Origin of the sequence: Halosimplex rarum, from assembly GCF_047715405.1 — an archaeon.
In the GTDB taxonomy this organism is placed as follows: Archaea; Halobacteriota; Halobacteria; order Halobacteriales; family Haloarculaceae; genus Halosimplex; species Halosimplex rarum.
Genome location: NZ_CP180412.1, coordinates 2,682,002 through 2,696,363 on the forward strand (window position 1 = coordinate 2,682,002; position 14,362 = coordinate 2,696,363).

The 14,362-nt window shown below is 67.9% G+C and carries 7 protein-coding genes; 5 read left to right on the forward strand and 2 right to left on the reverse strand.

Going from position 1 to position 14,362, the window contains the following annotated elements; genetic code table 11:
- Nucleotides 1-160: 160 nt before the first annotated feature.
- On the forward strand, nt 161-2,902 hold the full coding sequence (locus ACMGFH_RS12890) for a family 78 glycoside hydrolase catalytic domain (protein WP_415378850.1): 2,742 nt from the start codon (nt 161-163) through the stop codon (nt 2,900-2,902).
- Between the two features lie 49 nt (nt 2,903-2,951).
- Here the strand turns inward: ACMGFH_RS12890 and ACMGFH_RS12895 are convergent, their stop codons facing one another.
- Nucleotides 2,952-4,406 (reverse strand): sulfatase, encoded by a 1,455-nt coding sequence (locus ACMGFH_RS12895; RefSeq protein WP_415378851.1) that lies wholly within the window; start codon nt 4,404-4,406, stop codon nt 2,952-2,954.
- 169 nt (nt 4,407-4,575) lie between these two features.
- Between ACMGFH_RS12895 and ACMGFH_RS12900 the strand changes: the two genes are divergently transcribed.
- The 3 genes from ACMGFH_RS12900 (at nt 4,576) to ACMGFH_RS12910 (ending at nt 10,841) form a co-directional block, all read left to right on the forward strand.
- Nucleotides 4,576-6,330 carry an RICIN domain-containing protein gene (locus ACMGFH_RS12900; protein WP_415378852.1) on the forward strand — a complete coding sequence of 585 codons (1,755 nt, stop codon included), beginning with the start codon at nt 4,576-4,578 and terminating at the stop codon, nt 6,328-6,330.
- A 578-nt stretch (nt 6,331-6,908) separates the two neighbouring features.
- On the forward strand, nt 6,909-9,188 hold the full coding sequence (locus ACMGFH_RS12905; RefSeq protein ID WP_415383246.1) for an RICIN domain-containing protein: 2,280 nt from the start codon (nt 6,909-6,911) through the stop codon (nt 9,186-9,188).
- Nucleotides 9,189-9,308: 120 nt separating this feature from the next.
- Nucleotides 9,309-10,841 carry a family 43 glycosylhydrolase gene (locus tag ACMGFH_RS12910; RefSeq protein ID WP_415378853.1) on the forward strand — a complete coding sequence of 511 codons (1,533 nt, stop codon included), beginning with the start codon at nt 9,309-9,311 and terminating at the stop codon, nt 10,839-10,841.
- Between the two features lie 43 nt (nt 10,842-10,884).
- On the opposite strand, the gene ACMGFH_RS12915 is transcribed toward ACMGFH_RS12910, so the two are convergent.
- Nucleotides 10,885-11,661, reverse strand: a complete 777-nt coding sequence (locus ACMGFH_RS12915) for an SDR family NAD(P)-dependent oxidoreductase (RefSeq protein WP_415378854.1) — start codon at nt 11,659-11,661, stop codon at nt 10,885-10,887.
- 140 nt (nt 11,662-11,801) lie between these two features.
- Between ACMGFH_RS12915 and ACMGFH_RS12920 the strand changes: the two genes are divergently transcribed.
- Nucleotides 11,802-14,138: a right-handed parallel beta-helix repeat-containing protein gene (locus tag ACMGFH_RS12920; protein ID WP_415378855.1), complete on the forward strand. Its 2,337-nt coding sequence runs from the start codon at nt 11,802-11,804 to the stop codon at nt 14,136-14,138.
- Nucleotides 14,139-14,362: the final 224 nt, after the last annotated feature.

Consider the following 14,362-nt stretch of genomic DNA (forward strand, 5'->3'; position numbering starts at 1 on the left):
CCTCCGGAATCGCGGGCACCGACCCTCCACGGTGCACGACAGCTCCGTTCTCTTCGATGCGATCGGTAACCGCTGGACTCCCCGTCTTCGAGTCATTGCCGAGCGCTCTCACACCGCACCCGCCGGCTTTATTATTCGGTGCGGGAAACGGGAGAGCGAGATGGCCGACGCGAGCCCACCGATAGGTCTGCGTACAGCTTACGCCGTCGATCCGATCGGGATCGGCGAACGCGAACCGACGCTCCGCTGGCGAGCGCCGACCGACCGCCGCGGCGCGAGCCAGACCGCCTTCCGCGTGCTCGTCGCGACGAGTCCGGACCGACTCTCTCCCGAGCGAGCGGACGTCTGGGACACCGGAAAACGGCGCAGCGAGCGACCCGCGGTCAGGTACGACGGGCCGGAACTCGAGGCCGGCGAGGCCTACTACTGGACGGTCCGCGTCTGGGAGGACCACGGCGAGGCCAGCGCGTGGAGCGAGCCCGCTTCCTGGGAGACGGCGCTGTTCGACGCCGACGACTGGTCGGCCTCGTGGATCCGTCGGCCCACCGATGGGTTCGAGCGCGGGGAGTTCTCCTACGTCCGCCGCGAGTTCGCACTCGACGGCGAGGTCGAGCGGGCGCGGGCGTACGTCTCCGCGAGCCACCAGTACGCCCTCTCGGTCAACGGCGAGACGGTCGACCGCGGCCAGTCCTTTTCCTACCCGGACTTCCAGTACTACAAGACCGTCGCGCTGGACGACGCGCTCTCGGAGGGAGACAACGCCGTCGGCGCGCTCTACAACTGGAACGGCGAGGGGCAAGGCCGTCCCGAGGCGGAACCGGGGTTCGTCGCGCAGCTGGAGATCGAATTCGCCGACGGCCGGGAACGGGTGATCACGACCGACGGTGAGTGGCAGACCCGCCCGGCCGAGTGGGTGAGCGCGCCGCTGCGCAACGAGGAGATCGCCGAACCGGTCGAGACGATCGACGGTCGCGTCGTCCCGCACGGCTGGGCCGAAGCCGGATTCGACGACGCCGCGTGGGACCCCGTCGAAGTCGTCGGGGCCCACCCCACCGACCCCTGGGAGCGACTGATCGCCCAGGACCGCGAGCGCGTCCACCACCGCGTCGACCCCGAGTCGGTCGAACGCGTCGACGAGGACACCTACGTCGTCGACTTCGGGAAGGTCTACACGGGCGTCCCGCGCGTCGCGTTCGCCGACGGGAGCGACGGCCGCCGTGTGAAACTGCTCGCCGGCTACCGCCTGACCGCGGAGGGGTACGTCGACGACACCGAGGGGACCCAGTGGACGGACATGCGCTACGAGTACGTCCAGCGCGACGGCGAGCAGGCGTTCCGGCCGTTCAACTACCTCGGCGTCCGCTACCTGCAGATCGAGGACCCGGGGGAGGACCTCGACTCCGACCAGATCTCGCTCGTCGCCTCGCACAACGAGGTGCCGGACGCCCGCGCGGCGACGTTCGAGTGCGACGACGAGACAGTCGAAGACGTGTTCGGGTTGGCCCGCCACTCCGCGCTGTACGGGAGCCAGGAGCAGTTCGTCGATACGCCGACGCGGGAGAAGGGACAGTTCCTCGCCGACGCGTTCAACGTCTCGGCGGTGACCACCCGGGCCTTCCGCGAGCGGCGACTGAGCCGCCAGGCCATCCGGGAGTTCCTGCGCTCGCACTACCGCTACTGGGCGCCCGAGGGACGGTTCAACGCCGTCTACCCGAACGGCGACGGCAAGCGCGACATCCCCGATTTCACCGTCACCTTCCCCCAGTGGCTCCACGAGTACTACCGCGAGAGCGACGACCGCGCGACGCTCGAACGCGCCTACCCCGTCGTCCGCGCCGTCGCCGACTACGTCGTCGAGCACGTCGACGAGGAGACCGGGCTCGTGACGCGCCTCTCGGGCGGCGAGGGCGGCCCCTATCACGAGGGCATCGTCGACTGGCCGCCGGAGATGCGCTACGGGTACGACCGCGACTGGCCGGCACGGACGACGGTGAACGTCCTCTGCGCGAACGCCCTCGACCGGGCGGCCGACGTCGCGGCCGAACTCGACCGCCCCGACGCCGAGCGCGCCTACTACGACGAGAACCGCGACGCCATCGAGGCGGGTATCGACGAACACCTCCGCGAGGGTGACCGCTACGTCGACGGTGCGGATCCGATCGACGAAGACGGGATCAGCGACGCTCTCCCGGCCAGCGACCACAGTTCCCAGCACGCCAGCGCGTTGCCGCTCGCGACCGGACTGGTACCCGACGATCAGGTCGAAAACGTGGCCGACCGCGTCGCGGCGGGCGGCATGCGAATGGGGCCGATGATGGTCCGGTGGTTGCTCGACGCGCTCGACCGGACCGACCGTCCGGCGGCGATGGTCGACCTGCTGACGGACGCCGACGCGGACGGGTGGGCGAACATTCTCGACGTCGGCGGCACGTTCACCTGGGAGACGTGGCACTGCCGCACGCTCGAACCGGCCGACGAACGCCACAACCGCAGCGAGTCCCACGCGATGGGCGCGACCGTGCTGACCTCTATCCAGCGAACGCTCCTGGGGGTTCACGTCACCTCGCCCGGGGCCGCGACCCTCGAAGTCGCGCCGCCCGCCGAGGGACTGAGCGAGGCGAGCGGCCGCGTCCCGACAGAGCGCGGCCCGGTCTCAGTCGACTGGGAGCGCGACGGCGACGCGTTCGCGCTCGACGTAACCGTGCCCTGGAACGCCACCGCGACCGTCGTCCTGCCGGGCGACGGTGAGCCCGAGTCGGTGACCGAGGACGGGACGCCGCTGCTCGGCGTCGACGAGCCGGTCGCGGACCTCCCCGAGGGCGTCGAGTCGGTCGAACGCAGAAAGGACGGCGTCGCGGTCGAGGTCGGTGCGGGATCGTACAGTTTCGAGCGACGAGAATAACGTCGAACGGTACCGTCAACGGCCGCGCAGTAGCGAACTCGACCGAGACTCAGTTTTCGCCGTCGGCGGTCTCTTCCGGCGGCCCGTACGTCCCCGGATGGTACCGGCCCATCTCCAGCCGCTCGTAAGGGATCGATAGCAGCGAGTCGCCGTCGAGGTACTCGGTCGCCCCGTGCTCGCGGAGCCACTCGACGGCGGCGCGGCGACAGCGCTCGACTACCTCCGGTTCTTCGCCCGAGCGGTCGACCGTCTCCCGGGGGTCGGCGTCGAGGTCGAAGAGTTGCTCGCGCCCGCCGTTTACCGCGTAGACGTACTTCCAGTCGCCCTCGCGGACCATGCACGTGAAGTTGTGCGGGAGGGAGAACAGGCTCGTCTCCCGGGGCGTCTCGTGGGCGCCGAACAGTCGCTCGCGCGGTTCTGCCTCGCCCGTCAGCGCGCCGAGGACGTCGGATCCGTCGCGGAGGTCGGGATCGCCCGCGGCGGTCGTCGCGATACCGAACACGTCGGTCAGCGAGACGAGGCCGTCGTACGTCTCGCCGGAGGACAGGCGCTCGGGCCAGCTGACGAGGAACGGGACGCGGGTCGATTCCTCGAAGAAGGAACTCTTGCCCCAGCCGTGGTGGTCGCCGAGGAGTTCGCCGTGGTCCGAGACGAAGCAGATGAGGGTGTTCTCGGCGTCCTCACGCGCCTCGACGGCGTCGAGCACGCGGCCGATCTCCCGGTCGAGTTGCGTCACGAGGCCGTAGTAGTGAGCGCGGGCGATCCCGATGGTCGACTCCCCGGTGTCGTCCGCGCGAGCCTTCCAGAAGTGGTAGTTCTGGGCGGGGATCTTCTCGTCGACGTGGTCGTGTTCGCGGTCCTCGCGTATCGGGTCGGGCATGTCGTCGGGGTCGTAGTAGTCGTCGAACGGCGGCGAGGGGTTCCAGGCCGGGTGGGGCTTCGAGAAGGAGACGAACCCGAAGAACGGGTCGTCGGTGTCGCGCTCGATCTCCGTCACGGCCTCGTCGGCGATCCACGACATCTTGCGGTCGTCGGGCGGGAGCGAACAGGACTGGGGGAGGAAGTTCATCGCGGACAGGCGACCGGTATCCGCGGCCGAGTCGGCGCCAGGTTCGGTTGCGTAGTCGTCGCCGGTCAGCCGGCGGTCGTAACCGAGGTCGATGTCGCCGGGGTGGGCGTGGAACTTCCCGATGCCGAACGTTCGATAGCCCCTGTTCCGCATCGCTCGCGCGATGAACGGGCCGTGGTCGGCTTCGAGGTGTTCGGCGTGTCGCTTGTCGTTCCCCAGATAGCCCGTCGCGACCGGGTCCTTGCCGGTCCGGACGTTGTGTCGGGCGGGGACGCATATCGGCGCGCCGCTGTAGGCGTTCGTGCAGGCGACGCCGCGGTCGGCCAGTCGGTCGAGGTTGGGCGTGTCGACGTGGTCGTGACCCAGCGCGGAGATCGTGTCGAAACGCTGCTGGTCCGTCATCACGACGAGGACGTTCGGCTGGTCGGCTGGCATCGACTCCGGGTTCTCGGCCCCGCCCTTTCAAGATTGCCCGACCTCGGCCCGATCGTCCGCGAGGGGTGACGACTTGCGGTGGCCGCTGCCAACATGTTGTTCCAATATCGTTTCTAAATAGATCATAAATATTTATCAATCAAGGAGTGTGTGGTAACTACTCGCAGCCATGACACACGATGGCTCGCCCCACAGTGGCAACGACAGTGGTATCGACGGCGATCGGTCGAAATCACCCGACCAGAAGGGGTCGGGAACCGCGGGCGACACCCCGGCGGAGACAGCCGAGGGGGGCGATCGGGGCCTCACACGGCGGCGCGCGCTGAGCGTCGCGGGGTCGTCGCTGGTCGCGGGCGCGCTGGGGAGTTTCGTCGGCACGGCGTCGGCGAGTTCGCACAACGCGGTCGTGTACAACGGCGGCAGCGGGTTCGTGGCGGAGAACGTCGACAGCGGGAGCGTCGTCTACGACGGCGGCGACTTCATCGCGGCCATCCAGGCGGCGGTCGACAGCCTCACCTCGGGCCGAACGTACAAGGAGAAAGTCAGGGTCGACGCGACCGGCGACACCGGCAGCCACTCTAGCCGCCACGCCGTGGATCTTCCCAGCTACACGATCCTGGACGTCCCGGGCAACATCAACGTCAACGACAGCGGCGAGCCGTGGGTCATCCCGGCGCGCGCGAACAGCGTCAACGACGTCGAAATCCAGCGGTTCAACGTCTCGGGCAATCCCCGGTACGGCATCCGGGTCTCCCACTGCGACAACGTCATCATCGACGACGTCAACATGGACCTTTCGAACGGGTTGGGTATCCGCATCGACGGTCGGGACGGGCCCGACACGACGAACGTCACGCTCAACAACGCGAACGTCAGCGGGTCGGGTACCCACGCCGTCGAGACCTACGGCGTCGACGGCCTCGACGTGGGGACGGTCACCGCCACGGACAGCGGCGGCTGCGGTCTGCTGCTCAACGACACCGAGAACGCGACGGTCGACTTCGTCGACGCGACCCGGTGCGACCAGGGCGGCGGCTACGCCGGGTTCCGCGTCGCCAACGACGGGGGGCCGAACATCACGGTCAACCGGGTCGACGCGGTCGACTGCGGCCGGGGCATCTTCACCGTCTCCGGGTCCAGCGGCATCGAGATATACGACGTGTACCTCGACGGCAACGGAGGCAACCTCATCCAGGACACTCGGAACACGACCATCGACGGCGGGACGATCACGAACACCGGGAGCGCCGGCATCAGGATAGACTCCCGGAGCAGCGACACCCATCCGTACACGCGCGACGTCACCGTCCAGAACCTCACCATCGAGAACAACGCAGGGTGGGGGGTCTACGAGACGGGCCCGGACACGGAGAGCAACGCGATCCTGGACAACTACATCTGCGGGAACGACTCCGGCGCGGTCGAGACCTACGCCTCCAACACCACCGTCAGCGGGAACAGCTACTGCGGCGACGGCGGCGGTGGCGGCGGCGCCATCAGCGAGGGCACGTACAAGCTGGTGAACGTCAACAGTGGCAAGGTGATGGAAGTCGCCAGCGCGGGGACGGCCGACGGCGACAACGTCCAGCAGTGGGCCGACAACGGCGGGTCCCACCAGCACTGGGACGTGACGGACAACGGCGACGGCACCTACCACCTCACGAACGTCAACAGCGGGAAGCTGCTGGAGGTGGCCAACGCCGACACGAGCGACGGGGCGAACGTCCGCCAGTACGCCGACACCGGCCACGCCTGCCAGGACTGGAGCATCGTCGACAACGGCGACGGGTCCTATCGGCTGGAGAACGCCAACAGCGGTTCCGTAGCCGACGTGGACGGCGCCTCGACGAGCGACGGGGCCAACATCATCCAGTGGCCCTGGACCGAGGGGGACAACCAGCGGTGGACCTTCGAATCAGTGTAGTCGACTGACAGCCGACCGACGGGTCTGCGAGGACCATATCCTCGCCGTCCCGACTGCGATCCGAACCACGCCTCGCTCTCGCGACGCCACCGGACCCGCCGGGCGGTCAGCCGCCAGTCGCCGCCGAGATCCCGTCGTCCCGGGATTGATATTTCGGAGGGGCTTCACGATAACAGGATGTAGATAATCGAATAACATGAAATATAGTAATAAATAAGTAGCAACAATTTGTTCATTCGGAGTACACGCGTTGGGACAACCAAACGGCGATGTGGTACGCGACCATCGAGATCAGGTGCTGAGCGCTGTCGCGGTTGTGGTCGGCGTCGTGAGACGTCGTTCGTGGGGGAGCGGGTTGCGAGTCTTTGTCGCCTCTGGTCTGTGGAGGCGTCGCCTCCGAACGCGGTCGAACAGCGACTGAAACGATCTGCAGACAGTGCACGACAACAATGGACGACAACACGCGCGATGTGGCACGTGGAACAGAGCGGACGAACGAGCGATCGGACCCCGAACTCGATCTGCCGGGATCGATCCGGCGTCGGACGTTCCTCGGTGGGATGGCGACCGGCGCAGCGATGCTGGCCGGGCTGGGGAACGCGAGCGCACAGTCGGCGCCGGGACCGCGGGAAGCGGAGACCCTGGACAGAGGAGTGGTCGCGGTCCAGACCGACGACGGCGTGCTGGTTCGCTGGCGCCTGCTGGGGACCGACCCCGACGGGATCGGGTTCAACCTCTATCGCGACGGCCAGCAGGTGAACGACTCGCCGATCACCGGGAGCACGAACTACGTCGACCAGAACGGTTCGACGGGGTCGACCTACACAGTGGCGCCGGTGATCGACGGCACCGAGGAGGCGGAGTCCGACCCGGCGGACGTCTGGCAGGACAACTACACGGACATCCCGCTGAACAGTCCGGGAGACAACTACAGCCCGAACGACTGCAGCGTCGGCGACCTGACCGGCGACGGGAGCTACGACATCGTCGTCAAGTGGTCGGGCACGACTAAGGACAACGCCCAGGAGGGAGACACGGACCCCCACATCTTCGACGCGTACACGCTCGAAGGCGAGCACCTCTGGCGAATCGATCTGGGCATCAACGTGCGGGCCGGCGCGCACTACGCGCCCTTCCTCGTCTACGACTTCGACGGCGACGGGAACGCCGAGTTCGTCGTCCGGACGGCCGACGGGACGACGGACGACGCCGGGACCGTGATCGGCGATCCGGACGCCGACTGGCGCAACGACGCGGGCCGGATCCTCGAAGGGCCGGAGTACTTGACGGTGTTCGACGGCGCGACCGGCGAGGAGATCGTCACCACCGACTACCAGCCCGCCCGCGGCGATGTCTCCGACTGGGGCGACGACTACGGCAACCGCGTCGACCGCTTCCTCGCCGGGGTCGCCTACCTCGACGGCGAGCACCCGAGCATCGTGATGACCCGCGGGTACTACGAGAAGACGATGCTGGCGGCCTACGACTTCAGGGACGGTCAGCTCTCGACGCGGTGGATCTTCGACAGCGACGATTCCGGTAACGGGAGGTACGCAGGCCAGGGGGCACACAGCCTGAGCGTCGCGGACGTCGACGACGACGGGTTCGACGAGATCGTCTACGGCGCCTGCGTGATCGACCACGACGGCACCGGACTCCACACGACCGGCTGGAACCACGGCGACGCGCTCCACTGCAGTGACTTCGTCCCCTCGCGTGACGGGCAGGAGATCTTCATGCCCCACGAGTGGGGCGGGATGGGCGCGACGATGCGCGACGCCGAGACGGGCGAGCTGCTCTGGAACGCCGACGTAGCCCAGGACACGGACGTCGGCCGCGGCGTGGCCGGCAATATCGACTCGACGCATCCGGGCGCCGAGGCCTGGGCGTCGAACGGTATCGGCCTCCGCGAGGGCGGATCTGGGGACCGGATCTCCGGCGCGCCCGGGGGTTCGCTCAACTTCGTGACCTGGTGGACGGGCGACCTCCAGCGGGAACTCACGGACCACGACTGGCAGGGCGACGGCATCGGCTATCCCTGGCTCGGCGAGTGGGATCCGGACGCCCAGCAGGTCAACCGGCTCGAGGACTTCCCGGGGACGCTCTCGAACAACTGGACGAAGGGCACTCCCTGCCTCCAGGCCGACGTCCTCGGCGACTGGCGCGAGGAGGTCATCTGGCGACGCGACGACGACCAGGCGCTGCGCCTGTTCGTGACGCCCTTCGAGACGAACAACCGGCTGTACACGCTGATGCACGACACGCAGTACCGGACGGCCGTCGCCTGGCAGAACGCCGGCTACAACCAGCCGCCCCATCCCAGCTTCTTCGTCGGCGAGAACATGGAGGACCCGCCGACGCCGAACATCGTGACCGTGGGCGATGGAGACACTGGAGACGGAGACGATGACGACGACAGCGGGTCGACGAACCCCATCTCGACGGGTACCTACCAGATCACGAACGTCAACTCCGGCAAGGCGCTCGACGCCGCCGGCAGTTCGGACGGGTCCAACGTCCAGCAGTACGACTACTGGGGCGGCGAGAACCAGCAGTGGTACGTCGAGGAGACCAGCGCCGGCTCCTATCGCATCGAGAACGTCGACAGCGGCAAGGTGCTCGACGTCGCGTCGCAGTCGACCGACGACGGCGCCAACCTCCAGGTGTACGAGGACTGGGAGGGCGACAATCAGCGCTGGACCATCCGGGAGGACGCCAGCGGCGAGTACGCCCTTGAGGCCGTCCACAGCGGCAAGGTCGCCGACGTCGACGCCGCCTCGACCGACGACGGCGCCAACGTGATCCAGTGGTCCGACAACGGCGGCGACAACCAGCGGTGGACCTTCGAGTCCGTCTGATCCGCCGCGATAGCGCCAGGCCGTAACCGGCCCGGTCACCGTCTCCTTGCGACGTACTGGGGATTGTGCCACCACCTCGCATGGAAAGAATTAACATTGATTGTTTTTAATTAGGATTGCATGACGGACAGTCATGACAGCAGTAAAACCAATCGGCGTAAGGTGTTGAAAGCGATCGGCGCGGGGACGCTCGTGGCGGGCGGCGTCATCGGAACGAGCGGGTCCGCGCTCGGGGACGAGAGCGACGAGCACTACCACAACCCGGTCGGGCCGATCGGGTTCGGGGACGTGTCGATCATCGAAGACGGTGGGACCTACTACGCTTACGGGACAGAGACACCGAACGACATCATCCCGATCGCGGAGTCGACGGACATGTACAACTGGTCGTACATCGCGCCGGCGCTCACGGAGACGCCGGACTGGCACCCTACGGAGTCGGATCCGGGCTGCTGGGCGCCCGACATCCGGTATCACGACGGGCAGTACCACCTCTACTACTCCCTGTCGGTCTGGGGTAGCGACGACGCCGGCATCGGCCTCGCCACGTCGGACACGCCCGACGGCCCCTTCACCGATCAGGGGCCGGTCATCGAGAGCAGCGACCTCGACCTGACGAACTGCATCGACGCGGACACGGTGATCGTCGACGGCCAGCCGTGGCTGGTCTGGGGCAGTTACGAGGGCATCTACGCCGTCCAGATGAACGACGCGATGGACGACGTCGTCCCCGGCACGGAGTTCCACATGGCCGGTGATTCGATCGAAGGGCCGGTGATGCTCCAGGACAACGGGTACTGGTACCTGTTCTACTCGTCGGGGCAGTGCTGCGAGGGCTACGACAGCACGTACCGCCTCGAATGCGGCCGCGCGACGTCGTTCACGGGGCCGTACTACAACCAGAACGGCACGGACCTGCGGGACCTCTCGGGCTCACACGCGGGCGTCCCCATCCTGGAAGGCAACGACCAGTTCACGGGGCCGGGACACAACGACGTCTTCCAGGGACCCAACGGCGACTGGTGGTGTTTCTACCACGTCGAGGCCACCGCCGACGACGAGACGCGCTACATGATGCAGGACCGCATCGAGTGGGACAGCAACGACTGGCCGGTCATCGCCTGCGACGGCGAACCCAGCAGCCAGGCCCCCGTTCCCGGCGAGCCGTCCGGCTGCGGGGACGGTGGCGACGGCGGGAGCGGTGGAGACGGCGGCAGCGGCGCCATCAGCGACGGGACCTACCACATCGCGAACGCCAACAGCGGGAAACTGCTCGAAGTCGCCAGCGCCGGTACCTCCGACGGCGACAACGTCCAGCAGTACGCCGATACGGGCCACGCCTGCCAGCAGTGGAACGTCACGGACAACGGCGACGGCACGTACACCCTCACGAACGCCCACAGCGGCCTCCTGCTGGAGGTCGCCAGTGCGGGGACGGCCGACGGCGACAACATCCAGCAGTACAGCGACACCGGCCACGCCTGCCAGGACTGGACCATCGAGGACACCGGGAGCGGTCAGTACCGACTCGTCAACGCCAACAGCGGCAAGGTCGCCGAGGTCGCCTCGGCGGGGACCGCCGACGGCGACAACGTCCAGCAGTGGAGCGACAACGGCGGCAGCCACCAGCTGTGGACGTTCACCTCGGTGTAACGCCGCGAACGGGACGGCCGAACCGGCGTCCGAGCGGCCGGCCTCAGTAGACGGCGTAGCCGCCGTCGACGTAGAGCAGGTGACCCGTCACGTACGAGGCGTCGTCGCTCGCGAGGAAGAGGTACGAACCGGCGACCTCCTCGGGCGACGCCGACCGGCCCATCGGGGCCGACTTTCCGACGTCGATCACGTCGGTCTCGGACTCGCTGGTATCGCCCGACCCGATGTCCGTGTCCACGGGCCCCGGCGCGACGGCGTTCACGCGGACGCCGTGCTCGGCGAGTTCGAGCGCCGCGACGCGCGTCAACATCATGATCGCGCCCTTCGACGCGTCGTACATCGCGTGTCCCGGCTGGGCGAGTTCCGAGCTGATGGAGGCGGTGTTGACGATCGATCCCGGCTCGCCGCGGTCGAGCATATCGCGGGCTGCCGCCTGCATCCCGGCGAAGACGCCGCGGACGTTGACGCCGTACACCCGGTCGAACGTCTCGGCGTCGGCGTCGAGCAGCGGCGCGCCGCGGTAGATGCCGGCGTTGTTGACCATCACGTCGACGCCGCCGAACTCGCGAGCGGCCTCGACGACCGATCGGACTTCCCCCGGGTCCGAGACGTCCGTCTCGACGAACGTCGCGTGGCCCCCCGCTTCCCGGATTGCTTCGTGGGTCGGTGCGCCGTCGCGCTTCGGTTCATCGCGGACGTCCGCGACCACGACCGTCGCGCCGGCCGCACCGAACCGCCGAGCCACGGCACGGCCGATGCCGGAACTCCCGCCGGTTACGATCACCGTCTCGTCCGCGTAGTCGTAGCTGACTGCGGCCATGGGTCACACTCGGCGGCCCGCCGCTTCAAGATGACGGCCTTACCGGTCTGCAAGCGATCCGTCCGTAGCGCGACCGTACCCGGATAGTGACCATACACTAACAATAATTATAAATATGTGGTATTCGAGGCGATTGTGTGATGTGCGATAGCGATAGCCACGACACACGGAGTAGCGACGCGAGTGATGGACTGACGTTCACTCGTCGGGCGGCGATGGCGATGCTGGGCGCGGGGGCACTCACAGGCGGGGCCGGCGTCGCCGCGGCACAGGAAGGGGGCGACGGAAACGAGAATGGGTCGGACCCGACGCGCAAGTGGAACCAGCACGTCGACGCCCAGGACCACGACCTGCACGACGTCCGCGACCTCGACGCCGCGACGGCGACGCTGGGGAACGTCAGGACTGCGGCCCGCGACGCGGACGTCCTCGTCTGGCAAGATCCCGACGGGACGTACCACGCCGACGCCGTCGACGAGACGGTGTACAGCGGTGAAAACTTCACCGAGGCCGTCCAGGCGGCGATCGACAGCCTCACCGACGGCCGGACGACCAAGGAGAAGGTCGTCGTCGCCTGCTCGGGGACGATGGGGCCCCACGAGTGGGACGGCGACGTGCTGGCGATCGACGTCCCGAGTTACACCGTCGTCGACTTCCGGGGGACCATCCACGTCGAGGACGAGGGCGAGGCGCTGATCCGGCCGCTGCGCGCGCTCAACGCCGAGGAGATCGAGATCCCGCGGGCGACGATCGTCGGGAACTTCCGCTCGGCGGTCTGGTTCCGGAGCGTCTCGAACGTCCGGTTCGGCCACCTCGACATCCGGACGCCCGAGGACAGCGCCATCGAGGCCACGGGCGGCGGCGTCCGCATCGACGGCTTCGCCGAGGGCCGCGGCGAGGACACGATCCGGTCGACCGACATTCAGGTCGACAGCGCCTACTTCGAGAACGTCCGGGGCCACGCCTTCGAGACCTACGCCGTCGACCGGATCCAGATCGGCCAGGTCATCGCAAACGGCGGCGGACAGTGCGGCGTCCTCCTGAACGACACGAGCGACGCCACCGTAAACGCGGTCGTCGGGAAGGACCTGGACGTCGGCGGCGGTTACGCCGCGTTCCGCCTCGCGAACGGGTGTGACGACGTCACCTGCGGACAGGTGGTCGCCCGCAACTGCGCTCGCGGTGTGTTCACGGTGTCTTCGTCGTCGAACGCCACGATCGAGGGCGTCAACATCGTCGGCAACACGTCCCACGGCGTCCTGATCCAGGACGGAGCGAACGTCACCGTCAACGGCGGCGTCATCCGGAACACCGACGCCGAGGGCGTCCGCATCGACTCGCGCTCCTCGAACAAACACCCGCCCGCCGAGGGGATCTGCGTGTCGAACCTCCGCATCGAGGACACGCGCGACGACCCGCAGATGCCCTACGGGATCAGCGTGACCGAGGGGCCCCGCGACGGCCCCGACACCAGCAACGTCCGCATCGTCGACAACGACGTCCGCGGTGCCGGGACAGAGGGGGCCATCAACGTCGAACCGTCGAGCGTCGTCGTCCGCGACAACGTCGGCGCCGGGGTCGCATCGGGCACGGTCACGCTCTCGTCCGGGAGCGAGCCCGCAGCGCGCGTCGAGAACGTCACGACGCAGGGAGAGGCGACGCTCGACCTGCGCGCGAAGGTGTTCCAGCCTCCCTCCACTGCCTTCGCCTACGACCACCGCTTCGAGTACAACGGCGAGGGGTGGGACCTCGTCGTCGAGTGGGTCGAGGACCCCGGCGAGGACCTCACGCTCGACTACGTGGTCGACCAGCCCCAGGCGGTTATCGGCCGGTATCCCCGAAGCGGTGACGACAGCGGCGGTGGCGAGGACGGCGGCAGCGACGTGTCGTGGGACTACGACACCAGCCCCGGGATCGTCGACGACTTCGAGGACGGCGACATCGACGAGTACGAGGGCGCGACCGGCGACTACGAGGTCAACCAGACCAGTCCCGTCCCCTCGGGCGAGTACCGACTGGAAGGGTCCGGCGGCGAGGGCAGCCGGCTGTTGGCTTCCGACCTCGACCGGATGCCCGCCGAGGGAACGAAGTTCTCCGCGAAGATCGGCGCCACGAGCGACGCCGAGAACGCCGGCGTCGCGTTCGGGAGTGCGAAGTCGACCGACGCGGACACGGCGTTCCCCTTCCACTTCACCCGACTGTGGAAGAGCGGGGAGGACGACTGGCGCTTCCAGGTCTGGCAGCGCGACGGCACGCAAGTGATCGGGAACAGCGTCGGGGCGGTGACGCTGGGCGAGTTCTACGAGGTCGTCATCGACTGGAGCGAGGGCGAGCTGACCGCCACCCTCAACGACCCCGACGGCAACCAGGTCGCCGAGCAGACGACGGGCTTCGAGACCGACTACACCGAAGGCGGCGTCGGCACCCGCGGCACGGGCCTGCTCGACGAGATCCGCATCCTCGAAGACAACACCTGATCGCGGTCGAGAGCGGGACCGGGATCGGGGCCGGGACCGCGTTCGGGTGATCCCCGCTCCGAACCGGTCGCATCGGTCGTCGGCGTATTTTTCCACGGTACGGGCCGTTCGAATCGACCGAAAAGCGAATTTCAGAACGCACAGACCGGCTGCGAGCACACTACGAGTGCGAGAACGGGGCCGACGGCACGGCTGTCGCCGACTGCGAGGCGCGAGTGGCGGTG